We start from the raw sequence: 17560 nt of genomic DNA, 5'->3' as shown, positions 1-17560 counted from the left end.
TCCAAACCTCCAATCATCAACCTTCTACCTAATCGAACAAACCGAGATGACATTACTTCCATGAAGGACTTTTTTATATTTCCTTCCCTCTTAAAATGTTATTCTACAGACTAACTCGAGGATAGAGTTACTAAACTATTGTGATTACTTGCTTCATGCTACGTACCAACATATACTGGATTTACAGCTACTATTTTGCAATAGGACATAAGATAAGTTATTATTCGTCTAATGTCTTTTATTACCAACTGTTGATTAATGCCGCAGATGAATTAACGAAATGCCTAAGCATTAAATTGCACTGGCGTACTTCTTACGTTCATATCCTTCGCGGTCGGAATATGCAATGCAGCAAGTGCTTATTATTCCTGTACTTCTATAAGAAAGACGCATGCGCCCGTTTAGCAACGTAGCGAATGGAACGCATCAACTAAAGATAACCTTCAATCAGCGAGGGTTTCTTCCAGCCCCGCTGATTGTTAGTTGAACGAATCGGGGGATTTAGGTGCTGTTACCTCCCACTTCGACTTGTTTAGCTCACCGCTTCCATTCTTGAAGTGGGAGTCTACAACGCCTTTTTACGGGATAAAGGATTCATGCACTAAAACAGGGGGATGCCGACGTCTGGGCGGCAAGCCGGTTTTTAGTTGGCCTTCCTCTTAGCGACGAACCGATGAGGACTTATGGTAGGGCGCATTTCTAAAGTCGCATCGTTGCTGGTCGATAGATCCGGACGTGACGATTCGGTTATTTCGTTATCCATAAGCACCTCATTTTATACTTACTTATCTTATAAAAATATCGAACAAAGGATGATACACATGACATTTGAACAAATATTACCTGAATTAAAAGCTGGGAAAAAGGTCATTCGAAATGGGTGGAGTGGCGCTGAATTATATGTGAAACTTGTTAGTGAGGGTCAACATGATGGCGAAAAACTCAATCCATACTTTTTAATTAATGTATCTGGTGAAGGTTACACGATGTTTACACCTACTGTATGCGATATTCTTGCTGATGACTGGAAAATTATAGGATGACAAAGCACTTCGAGGGAGATTATTAAATGAAATGGGAAGAATTTGTAGGGCAAACTGTTTTTATTACTGGTGGTGCTTCAGGTATTGGAAAAGCACAAGCCATTGCTTTTCTAAAAAACGGTGCCAATGTGTTTGTGTTAGATAAAGTTGAAGGGAAACTGAAGGAAACACTTGAGCAATATGAGAATCACTTTGCCTATTCTGTTGGAAGTATTACTAATAAGGATTCCGTCCAGCAAGCTGTAAAACATGCCTTAAATAAATTTAAACGAATTGATATTTTACTAAATACAGCAGGAATACTGGACGGCTATGCAAAAACATTAGAAACAGAGGAACCTTTATGGGATAAGGTCATGAACACAAATGTAAAAGGAACCTATTTCGTAACTAACACCGTGCTTCCTCAAATGCTTCAACAAAAAAGAGGCGCTATTATCAATATGGCATCCATTGCCGGTTTTGTTGCCGGAGGTGGCGGTGCGGCATATACTGCTTCCAAACATGCCATTATTGGTTATACAAAGCAACTTGATTATGATTATTGCCGAAATGGAATACGCGCTAATGCTATTGCGCCGGGTGCGATCAAAACGCCAATGAACAAAGCTGATTTTCTCGGAGATGGTCAAATGGCAAAATGGGTAGCTGAGGAGACACCAGCTGGTAGATGGGCAGATCCGTCGGAAGTGGCTGATCTAACACTGTTTTTAGCTAGTAAAGCTGCTGACTATATTCATGGCGTTGTTATTCCTATTGATGGAGGATGGATGAATAAATAAATTCTATGATTGCGCAAGTCGTTTTCTTTTAGATATAATAGTTTAGCGAGCTTACTAAAGCTGCACTGTGAAACTTCCTTCTTTGGTCGCAGTTATTACTAAAGTAGCTATAGCTATTTTACAAAGGAGAATATAAATGAATAAATCAGCTTCACAGATATCTTCAGCTTCGATGATCTCCGAGTTAACTAAAATTGCCATTATTAGCGCCCTCTATGTGATCGTCACCATTTCGCTCGCTCCGATTAGTTTCGGTGCTATTCAGTTTCGTTTATCTGAAATGTTTAATTTTCTAGCGCTGTATCATAAGCGTTATGTCATTGCAGTAACTTCCGGAGTTATTATTGCCAATTTCATGTCACCCACCTGGTTCTTAGATGTTCCTATAGGTAGCATTTCTACTTTTCTTGCGCTAATTTTTTGTAGGTATGTAACAAAACGTATCAAAAATGACATTTTTAAAATATGTATAACTGCTATTATTTTCGCTGTTTCCATGTTTACAGTTGCAGCACAACTAACTATTCTATTTGATCTTCCCTTCTTTTATTCATGGTTAACTGTTGGTATTGGTGAATTATTATCGATGACAGTTGGGGGGATAGTGATATATTGGTTGGCGAAAAGAATCGATTTTACAAAATAATGTTGGGCTTCATATTATATTGTGCCCTCTAAGCAAGCCTTTATAATTGGCTTGCTTTTATTATGATACATAATTTTTGTTGACATCATTTCATGAAGGTGCTATTCTATGACTAAATAAACATTTTTAGTCATACAGTATACAAGGAGGTACCATATGGCTACTGCATTTACTAATAGCGAAAAGGAATTAATCAGGAATAAACTGCAAGAAGCAGCAAAAGAATGCCTTGGGAAATACGGGGTTAAGAAAACCACCGTCGATCAACTTGTCCAAATGGCAGGTATATCAAAGGGAGCCTTCTATAACTTTTACGAAAAAAAGGAAATATTATTTTTTCATGTCTTAGAAGATTATCAACAATCGTTAGTGGCTGAACTAACAAAGAAGCTTGAGAAGGAATCTAATATAGGAATAGCACAATTTTCCGACATGATTTTTGGACTATATCAACATGTAAGGCAATCGTTTCTTATGAACATCATTCAGCAGCAAGAATTAGAATACTTGATGAGAAAATTACCGAAAGAACTGCTGATGAACCATCATTCTTTAGATGATATGTTTATGGAGAACGTTTTCTCTTATATAAAAGTGAAAGAAGATGTAACTATAAGTGTTATCGCAGCTTCATTAAGAGCTATTTTCATGAGCATGATGTACATCGATGAAATTGGTGAGAAGGAATTTGATGAAGTCTTAAAATTTTTAATTAAAGGGCTTGCGCTGCAGATAATCGAGGAGGAATGAAATGAGCGATGTGATTTATACAACCAATTTGACAAAAGCATATGGGCAAGTCCTTGCAGTGAACAATCTTAATTTGTCTATTGCAAAAGGAGAAATATATGGTTTTTTAGGTCTAAATGGTGCAGGTAAAACGACAACAATACGGATGTTACTAGGCATGATCACTCCTACTTCAGGGGTATGCTATCTTAACGGAAAAAGGGTTAACCCTGGTAATATCAACATTTGGCGTGATGTCGGTTATATCGTAGAAACACCCTATTCCTATCCTGAACTAACCGTAAAGGAAAATCTTGAAATTGTTCGTAAGCTAAGAGGAATTACTGATAGAAATTGTGTGAGTTGGATTATTAAGAAATTGAACTTGGAAGCCTATACTGCAAAGAAGGCGAAGCATTTGTCTATGGGGAACATCCAAAGGCTTGGTATTGCTAAAGCGATGATTCACAAGCCAAAAATTCTAATCTTGGATGAACCGACAAATGGATTGGATCCAGCAGGCATCGTTGAAGTCCGCTACCTGCTTACGAACTTAGCAAAGAATGAAGGTGTCACCATCCTTGTCTCCAGTCATAAACTTGATGAAATTTCTAAAATGGCTACCAATATTGCCATTATACATAAAGGGAAATTAATTAAGAAAATTAATGGAGATCAATTAGAAAACCAATTGCACAAATCCTTACTGGTAGACGGGAAAGATCGAACTGCTATCCAACAGATTCTTTCTCAAGCTGGATACAAGGTTTCTATTAAGAAGGAAACACCTTCCTCTTTACAGATTAATCAAAAAGATGCGGTAAATAACCCGGGAAATATCGCAACTTTACTTGTCCACGCGAACCATCCGCCAACATTATTAAAAGTCGAAAAAGAAGATTTGGAAATGTATTTTTTAAGAACCATTAAAGAAACTGGAGGGGATCAAAATGAATAAGTTTGCCACAAGCAGTTCTGTAGAGTACGAAAAGTTTTTCCATTCAAAAATCCCTTTAATAACGCTAGTTGTATGTATGCTGGTACCTTTTATCGGTGGATTCTTTATGTTTGTTTTAAAAAATCCTGACTTCGCAGAACGATTAGGCTTCATATCAAAAAAAGCCCAACTTATTGGCACAGCAGATTGGCCCTCCTACCTTAGCTTACTGGCCCAAGCCATATCTATAGGTGGTTTAATCGTTTTTGGATTTATTATGAGTTGGATTTTTGGCAGAGAATATTCGGATCGAACTATTAAAGATTTACTAGCGCTGCCTATATCTCGACATATGGTCGTATTGGCTAAATTTGTGGTCGCTGTTTGCTGGTGCCTTATTCTTTCCATATTTGTATTAGCACTTGGATTATTAGTCGGAATTATGGTGAATATACCCGGCTGGTCACAGGAGATTATTGTTCAAGGTATAACGATTTATGGCGTTTGTGCCACATTGACTATTCTAGTCTCTACCCCAGTTGCTTTCGTTGCAAGTATTGGACAGGGTTATTTATCACCGCTTGGGTTTATGATCTTTACACTCGTATTAGCACAAATAGTAACAGTAGCAGGATACGGCCGGTTTTTCCCATGGGCGATTCCAACGCTTGCAAGTGGAGCGGCCGGAAATGGAAGTTTTATTGTTCTTGCAGGAATTAGTCTCACTATTTTACTTTTAACGAGTGCAATTGGATTAATTAGTACTATGCTTTGGTGGCGGTATGCCGATCAACACTAGGTAGGAGAGATATTTATCTACGATCATGGTCAGGTCTTATAAAGAGCATCTTTCATCAGTGAGGGGGCATTCATCCCTCACGGCTTGTTAGTAGCTAAAGAGTATAACCTAAGGCTGCTTACGAAACAAGGCAATTTAGGTGCTGTTATCTCCCACTTAGACTTGTTGCTGTACAGATATCCAACTTCTGGAGTGGGGGTCTTTCAGCGCCTTATATACGGTATAAAAAGCAAGCTATCATGTAATTACTAACAAATTAAATTCCAATTTAGCTTGGAGTTTATTAAGTTATTCAAATCGATATCTACTGAACATAAACATTTAGGTGCCAGCCTCTTCACTTGCAAAATCTGTAAAAAATGACTTAAGGCACCTTTATTACTAATACAGTTAATGTAAAACTACATTGCCAAACGTATTTACACTCACCATGATTACTCGAATATTACCTTCCCTACTCTTTTTCTTCCTTCACTCTTTCCGCCTGTATTAATAGTCTTTCTCGATCCGTTGGATACGGATGACACGTAAATAAAGTTGCCAAATCGCGATTTTCTTGAATTTCCAATGGTTCTGTTTCATCAGGGGCGATTACCTCTTGGTTATACACTTGATAGGTTAAAGTTCCCGTTATCGTATGAATATAAAAAACATCTCCATCCCTTAATTCATCCACATTTCGAAACATCGCTTTTGTTCCCATTCCTCTATGTCCTGCTAGTACGGTGTGATTGCTCTTCCCACCTACTGGCAAGGAAGAGCCCTCAATTTGTCCAATCCCTTTCTCTAGCGTTTCCTCCGTAGCTCCTAAAAAAATGGGAATCATTTCTCCTAGTTTAGGAATTTCGATCGCTGCAAACACTTCATCGTCGTCAATTCCGAGACAATTTTTAAATTTATTCCATTTTTTTTCATTGTTTACAAACGGATCACGCAATCCAGAGCTATCATAGAAGATTTCTTTGTTACATGCAGAAGCCTTTTTCATTAGAGCATCAATCTCTTCGTCCGATTTCTCCTCTAAATCTGTCTGGAATTGACCTACTTGTTGTTTTTGTAAAAAGCTGTTGACGAGTTTAGCAGCATGTGGGTATACAAGAATAATGAGTCCGACCACAAATAATAATATAATTACCTTTTTCCCTTTCATGAGCTTTCCACCTCATTCTTTCGTTTTCTCCGTCTCCACAACCAGAATAAAATGAGGATGAGTAATATGCCTGCCCCTACAAGATACCAATAATTAAAAGTACCTATTTCTTCAGTTGCAGATGCCATTGATTCATCATACGGAACCCGCTTCCCTTTCACAAGCATACGGTGGGTATTCAACATATATGGCTCACATGTTAACAACGTCATATATTCTTCATTATCATCAGTTTGAAGCCACTGTGTTTCATGCGGCAAAACGACCTCTACATCATAAACTTCATAAGCATATTTTTCATCAAGAACATTAACAAAAAATTGGTCACCCTTGCCAAGTTCATCTAGATTACGGAACAACTCCGCACTTGGCAACCCTCTATGTGCAGTTAACACACTATGCGTTCCTGGCTTGCCAGTGGGCAAGGATGAATTCTCTAAATGACCAACACCACGTGATAGCACATCTTCTCCTGTACCATGATAAATCGGTAAATTGGAACCTATTTTTGGAATCTCAATACTGCCAATTGCCGGGGCAATATTTAGGGCATCATAATAACTTTTGTTTCCAGCTGTCTTATTTCCTTTCGATCCTTCTTCAGAAAAAGGATCGACAAAATCGACTTCGGAATTTTCCAATTCTTTATTATGCTCGTCTGCTTTCTTTTTTTCTTGTTCAACCTCCTTTTTATCCATTCGTTCAACTGTTTCAGCATACTCTTTGACTACAGATTGATGTACTTGGGTCGATAAAATATTACTTATCATAGGATAGGAAAAGACACCCAATCCGATCAAAAATATGATAATAATTATTGCACGCCTCATTATTTTCCCTTCCTATCGTAAATAAATTTTATATTTATGCAGTGGGGCATAAGAATTTAATCAAACAGATTAGTTTGCTAAGTTCACATATTTATAGTAAGTTCAAGAAATCCGGAGAGTAACATTAGAGGATAGTAAGCTCTTTTTTTTAAATGATACGAGTTCGTATAATGTTATATTATTTAGGAATTTCGCTAAATCCTCCAAAAATGTAGATAATACACATGGAAAATAGGAGAAAGAACGTAGCTCCCTCCTATTCCCCTCACGCAAGCTATTTATGCGATAGCTTGTTGTTTTTTGCGACGGAAATATAGCACAAGTGCTATTCCCATCAAGGTTAAACCAACTAATGTAAATATGATGGTTCCAAGTCCACCAGTAGATGGTAGCTCCCAAAGTGATTTTGAGTTTTCTACCTGATAACTCAGATCTTTGTTGTTTTCTACCTTTACTTCTACAGGCTTGGATAGTAAACGATATGGTTTTTCCTCACCATTATCTGTGTAAGTTGGTGCTTTTGTTTCATGTAACTGATAAGTTCCTGGTGTTAGACCAGTAATAGAGAATGTACCATCTTCTCTAGTTGTTAAGTTTTCTAATTTGCCATTGAATGCTTTGCCGTTTACTGCAACGACTGTCCCAGCGTTGGACGTATCGATGACATTACCATCCATATCTGTTAATTTAAACTCTGCACCTTTTAGTTTTACATTGTTATCAGAAGCATCCACTTTAATTATCTCTAATCCACCTTCTGTAGGTACCACTACAGGTGGTTCTTCTGGAGTTGTCGGGTCTTCTGGCTTAGGTTCAGGATTATTCGGATCGTTTGGATTATTTCCTGGATTATCTGGATCTTCTGGTTCATATGGTTCGTACGGATCTGGGTTGTTTGGATCAATTGGTTTCGTGTAAGAACCTTTATTGTTGTTAAAATGTAGATCAGCAGTGTTTTCAATACCAGTTTCTCCAGCTTCTAATTCAGCATCTGGCTTAATTTTTGCAGTAAATGTAATGGTCACATCTTTACCTGGCTTGAGCCTGCTTAAGTCTTTGACTTCCCAGATTAGTTTCTGCCCCTCTTGCGTAAAGGTAATGTTGGATTTATCTGTTCCAGATACATCCCATCCATCGGCAATACTACCATTAGTAATAAATTCTAGGCGGTTATCTAATGTATCGGTAACACCTAGTGCTTTATATTTATGAATGTCTTTTGGTGTATTGATCGTAATATTATATTTATATTCTTTATTACGATCCATATCTACCTGCTTTTTTCCCTCTACATCTTTATTCACTACCGGCTTTTTGTAGTTCGTTACTTCCCCTTTGTCATTAGCAATTCCAGCTACTGGTGTCCATTCCACTACTACATCTTGTAGCTTCTCTCCAGACTTTTTAACTTCAAATTGAATTTTGGTTGTATTTAATGCATATCCTTTTGGTGCAGTTGTTTCTTGGAAATAATACTTTCCTTGCTCTAGCCCTTCAATAGCTAGCTTTCCTTCAGCATTTGTAGTTAACTCACTAATAATATTTCCATTTTTGTCCTTCACTCGGCTGCCATCTTCATGGTAGAGAGTAAATCCTACACCTTCTAGCGGTCTACCATCTGCATCCTTCTTGATTAACGCTACTTCACCAGAACGAACTGTTTCGTTCTTTGGATACACGTGAACATCATAGTTTAATGTAGTCCGATCTTTACCAGTCATTGGAACATCCACATAAAATGGATCGGGATTTAAAATAACATCTGCTGGTCCGTCCGTTTCTGTCACTTCATAACGACCTAGCTCCAACCCATCTCCTTTTGTAAAAACTACTATTCCATTAGAAGCCGTCTCCTTTTCTATCTTTTTTCCATCAGCTACTTCTGTCCATTTATCATTTTCTGGATTATATTGATGCGTTTGCTTTAACGTAAATGTAACACCATCTACTGGCGTTCCATCTGCATTTTGCCCAGGTAAACCCGTTCCTTCTTCACCAGGTGCTGTTCCTGGTTCTTGTTCGAATTTATGAATAGTTAATGACGGATTGTTCTCATCCCCTTTAACCTCTTTGGCAAATGCTGCCTGCGGAAGTAACAAGGATAGAATTAAAGTAAAAATTAATGCAAGATGCAATGTCTTTTTCTTTGTTACGTTCATCTATTCTTCCCCTCTCTTCAATCATATATTAATACTAGTAACTTTATCTTTTTAATAAGGATTGCTGCTTAGATTTATCACCACCTTAAAGCAATGTATGGATAAGGTTTATTCTTTTGGTGGTTGAGCCGCCTTCTTTTTTCGCAATAAAAGGAGGATAGCTGCTAGCATGAATGCCGCTCCAAACCCATAAAATAAAAGAGTACCTATCCCACCAGTATCAGGTAAGAGCCAACTATTTTTGCTATTTTCTACTTCTAGCTCTTCATGGAGATTTTCTCCAGTTATTTCTACACCTAGCGGCTTATTTAACAAACGGTAACCTTCTGGAGCCTTTGTTTCTACAAGTTCGTACTTCCCCCACGGTAAATTTTCAAATGTAGCTAGTCCATCTTCGTTCGTTGTCTGAGATTCGATCTCTTGTCCTTTATTGCCTTTTAATTCAAATGTAGCCCCCTGCAATGCTTTACCGTGTTCATCCACTTTCTGAATGGTTATTGTACCAAGCTTTTGCTTGTATATATAACGGACAATTTGCGCTTCTTTTTGGAACTTTCCAGTTGCAGGAGCACCTTCCTCATCTACTTTGACAAAGGTATATCCTGGAATATTCTTTTGCTTCGTTGTATACGTATCGCCGATTTCACCGCTGAAAACCTCACTATTCGCTATCTGATTACCTTTTTCATCAACATATTCTGCTGTCACGTCACCAGCAATCAGATCTGTCGCTTTAACATAGCCGAACCAAACTGTTTCTATTGGCTTATCTGGTTGTAGATCGATACGCTCTGAATGATTACCTACGCGTAATGTATAATCAGCTATATCATTCGCTATTACTTGATAGGCTTCATTAAATTTTAATTCTTCTTCCCCATCTTCTTTATGAACTTCTTCATAAAATTGCTCTGCTTCTGATGGGTCAGAAACGATATTGCCGTCCTTATCAACTGGCTGCCCATCAACATTTACACGATAGCCTTGTTTGATAATTTTTCCTTTATCAATTCCTGCTTTTGGAATAGGGAATGGCTTCGTTTGTGGGTTTCCATTTGGTTCCGTATAGTTTAGCGGTGTATCTCCATTAGTTGGATACACCTCATTCCCTTTCGGATTTTCATCCCAATCAATAGTCACTTTATACTTTAACGTGTAAGTTTCATTCTCTTTAATATCACCAATATCCCACGTAAACGTTTCGTTGGCGTCATCCCAGTTTACCTCTCCGTGGCTTGCAGCAAAATTTTGCCCACGATAACTGCCGTCTTTTACTAAGTTAAACATTTTCCCTATAGGGTCCGTTACAACAGCGCCATTTGCAGCATAACTTGACAAGCCTTTTGCAACTTCTGCAAAGATTTGTCTTAAATCATCTTCACCGCCTTCATAATATCCTTTATTTTGGCTATTATGAAGCACATATCTTGCATCTCTGTTTCGGCCGACTTCCAGACCGATAGAATAAATATCCAAACCGGAATTTATAATATGGGCTGCTTCAGAGATAGTTGCGATTCCATTGGTTTCTACTCTATACCAACCTAACCTATAGCGATCTAGCCAACCTAATCCGTATGAATTTCCTCTTCCTATTCGGGAATTATAATCAAAATCAGACAAAATAAAATTATATTTATTATTAGGCCAAGCGTAGGCTTCTGCATTTCTAGCCATAAAACTAAAAGTCGGCTCTCCATCACTTAGTAGAACAATAGTTTTCCGATCTGCATTACTATGAGTATCCAATAGTTTCTGCGCCTGATGAAGCCCTGCTTGAATATTCGTTCCTCCGTCATTTCCCCCAGTAACTCTAATTGCATTAATTGCATTTTTTATTCTTGTTTTACTGTTATAACCTATAAAACCCGTATATGGATCGGATTTACTGGCAAAGGGAACTAATGCGATTCTAGTTGTTGCATTTTCTACTAATAATTGATCAACAAACTGATTAGCAGCAAGCTTTGCTTTCTTAAGTCTACTTGGAACCATGCTATTGGATCGATCAAATACGAGAACAATATCTGAGCTACGCTTTAAATCTTTCCCTTCTACAGTCAATTCAACTTCCCACTCTGCATATTCATCCGTCTCCGTAGCTTCTTTATTTAACTTCAAAGAACCAGGTTCTGGCCAAGTGGATTGAATTGGAGGTTTGTTACTAACCTTCTGTCGCGAGAAAGTCTGAGAGGAAATTTCATGTTGTTTATCTTCTTGCGTTGTATTTTTCTTTGGAGATTTATCCTCTTTTCCTTCATCCTCTTTCATTTTGTCTTTAGCAGAGCTATTCTCAACTGTTTTCTTACTTTGTTCCTGTGTGGTTACTTCATTTTTCTCTGGCGAGTGTTTTTGTTTATCGGTGTCCAAGTCGACATGGAAAGTAAGCCTCTTTTCAATTACATCTTGATTGTTAATTATTCCTGTAAGAATTAAACTGTTTTCCTCATGTTGTAAATCTGATAACACAAACTTTGTTTGCCACTCTTGTAAGTCAGTAGTTCGAGTGAACAATAATTCATGCTGTTTGGAATCGTATGCTACTGTAATACCTTTTTGTTGTAGAGCTTCCGATTGTTTTTTATTGTACGAAGTATTAACAGGAAGCTTGATTTTAATATTTTCTAGTTCAGCACTTCCAAATACGTGAACAACTGCTTCTGTTAAAGTAGTTTCATCAGTCGTTTGAATGTTCAACTTCAACTGGCTTTCTAGTTCCGCTTTAGCGAAAGCTGTCATTGGATGCTGCATTTGAGTTAGTAGTAATAAGAATACAAGAAACATCGACACTATCTTCCAAGATTTTTTCAACTTCCACACCCCCCCTTTTCAAAACATGTTATTATCTTAGTTGTTGAACCTTAACAACAAATAAACATTTCGAAAAAGGGTGTGCGGAGAAAATAGAAATCTCTGTTTTACTTGTACTATACTTCGCTTCTTGTTTCTTCTTTTTAAAATCCATACGCATGTCACCAATCATCCGAAGAGCATCTACGGCATAGAAAATAAAACTACCAATTCGGCAATTCCCAAATTTTGAAAAAAACTGCTGACTTTGAAACAAAGAATAGATATTGACCTGAAAATTTGTGTAATTATGAAATAAAATAAAAGATTACACTTCTAGAACAAAAAAGATTGCATTTTAACCTAGACGGAAAGAACATCTGAGTTAGTGATGGCAATTTTATAAAGTTTGCTATTTGCATCAAGGACTCCAAGCAAAAATGGTAATTTACCAATGTAATTTTGTATTAGAATAGCTTCAGATGTTATCCATATAGGCATTAATGATATTAATTATTATTCAATGAGGAAAGTTCTCTATTCCCTCATTGAATAATAAAATGAACTACTTGCTTTATTAATGCGCTAGCAATAACTATTAATTATATGAAGATGCTAACTTCCCGTTTTTCCACGCTTCATACCATGCCACAATTTCACTGTTTGGTTGTACTCCCAGTTCATCTTGTAAGTAAGTTTTCAAGGATTCATATTGTTGGTGAACAAGTGCTGGGTTATCTTCAAATGCATAAATTTTCATTAAAGCAAAATGAGATTTTTCCATTTCTGGATAATATTTACAAATATGACTATACCACAGTTTTGCTCCTGCTATGTCATGGTTATCTTGATAAAATCTTGCTATCTCCATAGCCTTCGTTAACCAAATCTGTTCCCAATAATAACGTTCCGATTCTGCCCACCAAAAATCGTATCCTTGTAAATAGCCTCCCTTATATAAGGACATTACTTGAATATAAGCATTAATCGACGTTTGGCTAAGTGGAGGTAATGTTTTTATCTTTTCCTTCCATTCATTAAAATCAAGGATAATATTCTCTGTTTCCAAGACATAACCATCAGAAACATTTTCTAATCTCAAATGTTTCTGATATTTCCTTAATGTTTTTCGTACGTAATAAATCGTCGTGTATAACAAAGCACTTGCCCGTTCCAACTCTACATCTGGCCAAAGCAAGTCAATTAAAAATGATTTCCTCACCATTTTTCCTTTTTGATGCAGTAAATATAAAAATAACTCTGCTGCTTTTTTAGTCCGCCAAGATACAAATTCAGGTTGTCCTCTTACCGTTTCAACTGAAAACTGGCCAAGTACATTTACATAAAGTGGTGAAGTTTCTTTGATAGTTGATTGCTGATTATATTGATTTTCTATCCGTTCTACCGTCTTTTTCAAACGATCAAATGGAATCGGTTTAAGTAAATAATCTACTGCATTAAGCTCAAATGCTTTTACAGCATACTTGTCATAAGCCGTTACAAATACTATTGTCAAATTGGGCTTATTTTCCAAAACCTTCTCTGCCAAACGCATTCCATTAATTTCTGGTAGCTGGATATCTAAAAATAGCACATCCACATCTTCTTTAAGGATACTTTCATGAGCATGTACCGGATTAGTAAATTTTCCAATAACTTCTACTCTACCAACCTTATTAATTTGTTGTTCCAAATAATCTAACGCTAACTTTTCGTCATCAACAAGAATTGCCTTCATAATAACTCCTCCAACTATTCAAATTTAATTCACTGTTTCCATATTTTATCAACAATTTCTAAACACAAACTAAAATGAAAGCGCAATCATAAGTCTAAAGACCTAGTATATTTGTATATTTTGTTAAGAAATCATAATAATATATAGTTCTAAAAGACTAAATAAATATAGAAAAACAAGTCTTTTGTCATATGTAAATCTTGTATAGATAGACTTTTATAATTCGGTTACTTCTCATATGGGAAACTTATAAAAAAACATTCTAAAGTTTGTCAAAAATGAAGTTGGAAACGTGGATGAGATGTAAGTTGTTAGAATAGAGATAGTTAAATCTGAGCAAGAGCAATAAGTAGAGTAGGTATTTTGGTGGAAAATTATCATGAATCTAATATACAGATGCATAATACCTTTATATGTCCTTAGAAAGAACAAAGGCGCTGGGCGCCCGTTTAGCAACGTAGCGAATGGAACGAATCAACTAAAGATACAGGAATCATGCCACTAAAACTGGGGTATGCCGACGCCTGAGCGGCAAGCCCGTTTTTAGTCGGCCTTCCCCTTAGCGACGAACCGATGAGGCCTTATCGTAGGGAGCATTTCTAAAGTCGCATCGTTGCTGGGCTCATGCGCCGGACGTGGCTATTCGGTTATTTCGTTATCTCCAAGCACCTAATTTTATACTTTTGTATGAAAAAAACGCGATTTACCATTATATAACTTATTTATTTTAGGTAGTATTTCAAGAATCTAAACATTATAAAGCAAAATTTTTCATCATAGATGGTGGCTTGCGCTCTTGGCGATCCATGGTGCTTTCTTATACAACAAAAAAACACCCAAACTTCGCATGTCACGAAGTCTAGATGCTTCTTTAATTTAACGAATTTACTTATTATAAGCAACGCGATTAATATTCATTAACTGACGAACACTCACGTTATCTGTAATACTGCTTCCCCCGATAGCGCCACATCCTAGTGTTAAAGAAGGAGCAAGGTTGGTGGAAAAACCAATTCCACCAAAAGTACCTGGTGTGTTAATTAGAATACGGGATGCTTTTATACGTAAGCCGAAATCCTGTACTAGATCATCATTCGTTGTATGCAACATTGCTGTATGCCCAGCGCCTTCATTTTCTAAAATTGTATTACAAATAACAACACCTTCGTCCCAATCGTCAACTGTGTACATTGCTAGGATTGGCGTTAATTTTTCACGTGAATACGGGTTGTCAGGACCAATTGTAGTTTCCTCAGAAACGAGTACGGTAGTATCAGCAGGAATAATAATTCCACATAGTTTAGCAATTTCAGTTACAGGTTTTCCAACGATTTGCGGATTCATCGTCCCATTTTCACGCATAATAAAGTGGGAAACCTTCTCTGATTCTTCTTGATTCATAAAGTAAGCATGGCGCTTTTTCAATTCTTGAACAACTTCATCTTTGATGCTTTTTTCAACAATAATGGATTGCTCTGAAGCACAGATCGTACCGTGATCGAATGTTTTACTAGTAATAATTCGATCAACTGCTTCTTTCACATTGGCTGATGTTTCAATAAACGCAGGACCATTACCCGGACCTACGCCAATTGCAGGGTTGCCTGAGGAATAAGCAGCTTTTACCATAGGACCGCCACCAGTAGCTAATATTAATGCCGTATCATCATGTTGCATTAACGCTTGTGTCCTCTCCAAACTCGGTGACTCTATTACTTGAACTAAACCTTTGGGAGCACCAGCATTCACTGCTGCTTCCTCCACTAAACGAGCAGCCTCAACAATACAATTGACAGCTTTTGGATGTGGTGACAACACAATTGCATTTCTTGTCTTTAAAGCAATTAATGTTTTAAAAATAACGGTCGATGTTGGGTTCGTTACTGGAACAAGTGCTGCGATGACTCCCATTGGTACACCAACCTCAATCACTTTATTCACTTCGTCACGATGGATAATACCTACAGTTGGTTCATCTTTTATACTTTCGTATACTTGCTGACTAGCAAATAAGTTCTTCGTCGTTTTATCTTTCACATTACCAAAGCCTGTTTCTGTATGTGCTTTAAATGCTAAGTCCTCTGCAGCTTCTGTTAATTGCGCGGATACAGCTTTAACAATTTCATCTACTTGTTCCTGGGTGAAGCTAATATATATTTTTTGGGCATGCTTCGCTTTTTGAATCAGCGTCTCTACCTCATATTTTTGCACTGTTTCTTGCGCTAGATTAATAGCCATGTTTGCCATCCCCTTTTCATTTATTTCCTACACCCCTATAATAAAGCGTTTACAAAAATATCGTTAGGACTATTTGTGTTTGTTTTTGGATAATTTTGATATTTGTTCATTTATTCACAATAGCCTTGGAACAATCAGGATAATATTACCATTATGATCATGTTATACTTATAGTGAGATATATGTTTTTAAGAACTGAAGCGCATCGCTAAAACTTTTTGAAGGGAATATAGGCGTCAATATAAAGATAAAATAAACTTATTAATCTTTTACTGAGAGTTAGGATCTGAAACATAGCGTACTGACAATTCCTTTTTAGTTACTTGAGAAATCAGAGTGCATACCCTAATTTATAGCATTCTAGTAAAGCAATCCTCCCTGTCGGCTTCCTGTTTTTTGAAAACCGTCAGTGAGAATACTGTTAAAAGAGGTGATATTATGTGTCGCGTATTATTAGCTAGCCCTGAACAAGCCGACCGTATTTTATTAAAACAAATCTTTTCCGAGCATTTTTTTAATGTAACATTTCTCGACGATGCTTTGTCTGCCGAAGAAGCGTACACACGCTCATTGGAACAACAACCTGATATGTTGATTTTAGATGTTAGTGAGTCAAGCGACGAAATTTTCCAATATAAAACAAATATCGTAAAACGTCATCCTAACATTAAAGTTATCTTGCTTGATAATGAAGAAAACTTTAAACATATTCAAACCGCAATTCGCTGCGGGGCTGTCGACTACCTAGTAAAACCTTTAAAAGCTGAGGAATGCAAGTCCGCCATCCACCGGGCAATATTAGCATTAAATCAAGTTTCTTTATTGCATTATGAACGTAAATCGGTTACAGATACGATAAAAGAAAGTGCTGCTCAAATGATGCAATATGTGCATGAACATTACCATGAAGAAATTAATTTAGACTCGTTGGCACGATTTATGCATCTGAATAAAAGTTATGTTAGCCGCTTTTTTAAAGAAACTGTTGGCATGTCTTTTGTGAGCTACTTACGCCATTACCGAATAGAACAGGCCAAAAAGCTGTTGCGAACAACGGACTTAACCGTCACAGAGATAGCCGAGCAAGTCGGCTATCTCGATCTCACCTATTTTAGTCGGATTTTTAAAAAAGAAACGAATTACACACCTAATGCATTTAAACAAGTATACCAAGGAGAGCATGTTCCAGCTGATATCGCCTTTGCTGAGGGAAAAACCAAATAAGATCTAACCCATTTGTTAGGTATAGATGGGTTTTATGATTTGAAGAGCTGTGTTCGATCGAGCGCAGCTCTTGCTAGCTTCGGAGACCGGCATGCTCGATTTAGCTGGGCATGTGCTTTTAACGATAATAACATGCTCGGGTTATTGGAAAGATATATTCGAGTCCGCGACATATCCGCTCAATTGCGGGGAAAGACATACTCGCTCACTTTGCAGGTGAACTCTCTCTGGGCAGGGGCATACGTGCTCATTGAATCAGTTAGCAAGTAGTCAATTTCAGAAAAAAAACAACAGTATACTAACTAATCGTTAACCATTTTCAACGATTTGTTTTACTGCTCTTTTTTCACACTTAAAAATCGCCTGATTTGATAATTATTGTATAAAATAAACAAAGGCGCAAGTGCCCGTTTAGCAACATAGCGAATGGAACGAATCAACGAAAGATAAAGTGAACCTTCAATCAACGGGGTTTTCTTCATCCCCGCTGATTGT

The 17560-nt window shown here is 37.2% G+C and carries 14 protein-coding genes; 7 read left to right on the top strand and 7 right to left on the bottom strand.

The features are described from left to right. The first annotated feature begins 821 nt into the window (after positions 1–821). From BKP57_RS16445 to BKP57_RS16420, 6 genes are all read left to right on the top strand, one after another. Positions 822–1043, top strand: a complete 222-nt coding sequence (locus BKP57_RS16445) for a DUF2829 domain-containing protein (protein WP_072742003.1) — start codon at positions 822–824, stop codon at positions 1041–1043. A 26-nt stretch (positions 1044–1069) separates the two neighbouring features. Continuing rightward, positions 1070–1825 carry a 3-oxoacyl-ACP reductase gene (locus tag BKP57_RS16440; protein WP_050352018.1) on the top strand — a complete coding sequence of 252 codons (756 nt, stop codon included), beginning with the start codon at positions 1070–1072 and terminating at the stop codon, positions 1823–1825. 136 nt (positions 1826–1961) lie between these two features. Then, positions 1962–2471, top strand: coding sequence for a QueT transporter family protein (locus tag BKP57_RS16435; RefSeq protein ID WP_072742002.1), 510 nt, complete (start codon positions 1962–1964; stop codon positions 2469–2471). A gap of 156 nt (positions 2472–2627) precedes the next feature. Beyond that, entirely contained in the window at positions 2628–3221 is a 594-nt protein-coding gene (locus BKP57_RS16430) for a TetR/AcrR family transcriptional regulator (protein WP_050352016.1), read from the top strand. Between the two features lies 1 nt (position 3222). Then, entirely contained in the window at positions 3223–4158 is a 936-nt protein-coding gene (locus tag BKP57_RS16425) for an ABC transporter ATP-binding protein (protein WP_072742001.1), read from the top strand. After that, positions 4151–4936, top strand: coding sequence for an ABC transporter permease (locus BKP57_RS16420; RefSeq protein ID WP_050352014.1), 786 nt, complete (start codon positions 4151–4153; stop codon positions 4934–4936). The genes BKP57_RS16425 and BKP57_RS16420 overlap by 8 nt, the downstream gene beginning before the upstream one ends. Before the next feature lie 454 nt (positions 4937–5390). Here BKP57_RS16420 and BKP57_RS16415 read toward each other — a convergent pair whose 3' ends face one another. The 6 genes from BKP57_RS16415 to BKP57_RS16390 form a co-directional block, all read right to left on the bottom strand. Then, entirely contained in the window at positions 5391–6086 is a 696-nt protein-coding gene (locus BKP57_RS16415) for a class C sortase (protein ID WP_050352013.1), read from the bottom strand. Further along, the gene (locus BKP57_RS16410; RefSeq protein WP_050352012.1) at positions 6083–6916 is read right to left on the bottom strand and encodes a class C sortase; all 834 of its coding nucleotides are present in this window, start codon (positions 6914–6916) and stop codon (positions 6083–6085) included. The genes BKP57_RS16415 and BKP57_RS16410 overlap by 4 nt, the downstream gene beginning before the upstream one ends. 278 nt (positions 6917–7194) lie before the next feature. Beyond that, the gene (locus BKP57_RS16405) at positions 7195–9075 is read right to left on the bottom strand and encodes a SpaA isopeptide-forming pilin-related protein (RefSeq protein WP_050352011.1); all 1881 of its coding nucleotides are present in this window, start codon (positions 9073–9075) and stop codon (positions 7195–7197) included. Between the two features lie 108 nt (positions 9076–9183). Next, positions 9184–11886 carry an adhesive domain-containing protein gene (locus BKP57_RS16400; protein WP_072742000.1) on the bottom strand — a complete coding sequence of 901 codons (2703 nt, stop codon included), beginning with the start codon at positions 11884–11886 and terminating at the stop codon, positions 9184–9186. Positions 11887–12463: 577 nt separating this feature from the next. Next, the gene (locus BKP57_RS16395) at positions 12464–13603 is read right to left on the bottom strand and encodes a response regulator (protein WP_072741999.1); all 1140 of its coding nucleotides are present in this window, start codon (positions 13601–13603) and stop codon (positions 12464–12466) included. Between the two features lie 885 nt (positions 13604–14488). Beyond that, positions 14489–15841: an acetaldehyde dehydrogenase (acetylating) gene (locus tag BKP57_RS16390; RefSeq protein ID WP_072741998.1), complete on the bottom strand. Its 1353-nt coding sequence runs from the start codon at positions 15839–15841 to the stop codon at positions 14489–14491. A 438-nt stretch (positions 15842–16279) separates the two neighbouring features. Here BKP57_RS16390 and BKP57_RS16385 point away from each other — a divergent pair, with 438 nt between their 5' ends. Further along, positions 16280–17065, top strand: a complete 786-nt coding sequence (locus BKP57_RS16385) for a helix-turn-helix domain-containing protein (protein ID WP_050352007.1) — start codon at positions 16280–16282, stop codon at positions 17063–17065. Between the two features lie 332 nt (positions 17066–17397). On the opposite strand, the gene BKP57_RS23170 is transcribed toward BKP57_RS16385, so the two are convergent. After that, the gene (locus BKP57_RS23170) at positions 17398–17532 is read right to left on the bottom strand and encodes a hypothetical protein (RefSeq protein ID WP_257786689.1); all 135 of its coding nucleotides are present in this window, start codon (positions 17530–17532) and stop codon (positions 17398–17400) included. Positions 17533–17560: the final 28 nt, after the last annotated feature.

The sequence above is a fragment of the Virgibacillus sp. 6R genome (genome assembly GCF_001895305.1).
Taxonomy (GTDB): Bacteria; Bacillota; Bacilli; order Bacillales; family Amphibacillaceae; genus Virgibacillus; species Virgibacillus pantothenticus.
Note: the sequence above shows the minus strand (reverse complement) of the source record. Positions and strands in the feature narration are given on the sequence as shown.

Coding starts and splice junctions, on each gene's coding strand:
- BKP57_RS16395 (WP_072741999.1), bottom strand. CDS start 13,603: ATGAAGGCAATTCTTGTTGATGACGAAAAGTTAGCGTTAGATTATTTG.
- BKP57_RS16385 (WP_050352007.1), top strand. CDS start 16,280: ATGTGTCGCGTATTATTAGCTAGCCCTGAACAAGCCGACCGTATTTTA.
- BKP57_RS16425 (WP_072742001.1), top strand. CDS start 3,223: ATGAGCGATGTGATTTATACAACCAATTTGACAAAAGCATATGGGCAA.
- BKP57_RS16390 (WP_072741998.1), bottom strand. CDS start 15,841: ATGGCTATTAATCTAGCGCAAGAAACAGTGCAAAAATATGAGGTAGAG.
- BKP57_RS16440 (WP_050352018.1), top strand. CDS start 1,070: ATGAAATGGGAAGAATTTGTAGGGCAAACTGTTTTTATTACTGGTGGT.
- BKP57_RS16415 (WP_050352013.1), bottom strand. CDS start 6,086: ATGAAAGGGAAAAAGGTAATTATATTATTATTTGTGGTCGGACTCATT.
- BKP57_RS16420 (WP_050352014.1), top strand. CDS start 4,151: ATGAATAAGTTTGCCACAAGCAGTTCTGTAGAGTACGAAAAGTTTTTC.
- BKP57_RS16435 (WP_072742002.1), top strand. CDS start 1,962: ATGAATAAATCAGCTTCACAGATATCTTCAGCTTCGATGATCTCCGAG.
- BKP57_RS16410 (WP_050352012.1), bottom strand. CDS start 6,916: ATGAGGCGTGCAATAATTATTATCATATTTTTGATCGGATTGGGTGTC.
- BKP57_RS16445 (WP_072742003.1), top strand. CDS start 822: ATGACATTTGAACAAATATTACCTGAATTAAAAGCTGGGAAAAAGGTC.
- BKP57_RS16405 (WP_050352011.1), bottom strand. CDS start 9,075: ATGAACGTAACAAAGAAAAAGACATTGCATCTTGCATTAATTTTTACT.
- BKP57_RS16430 (WP_050352016.1), top strand. CDS start 2,628: ATGGCTACTGCATTTACTAATAGCGAAAAGGAATTAATCAGGAATAAA.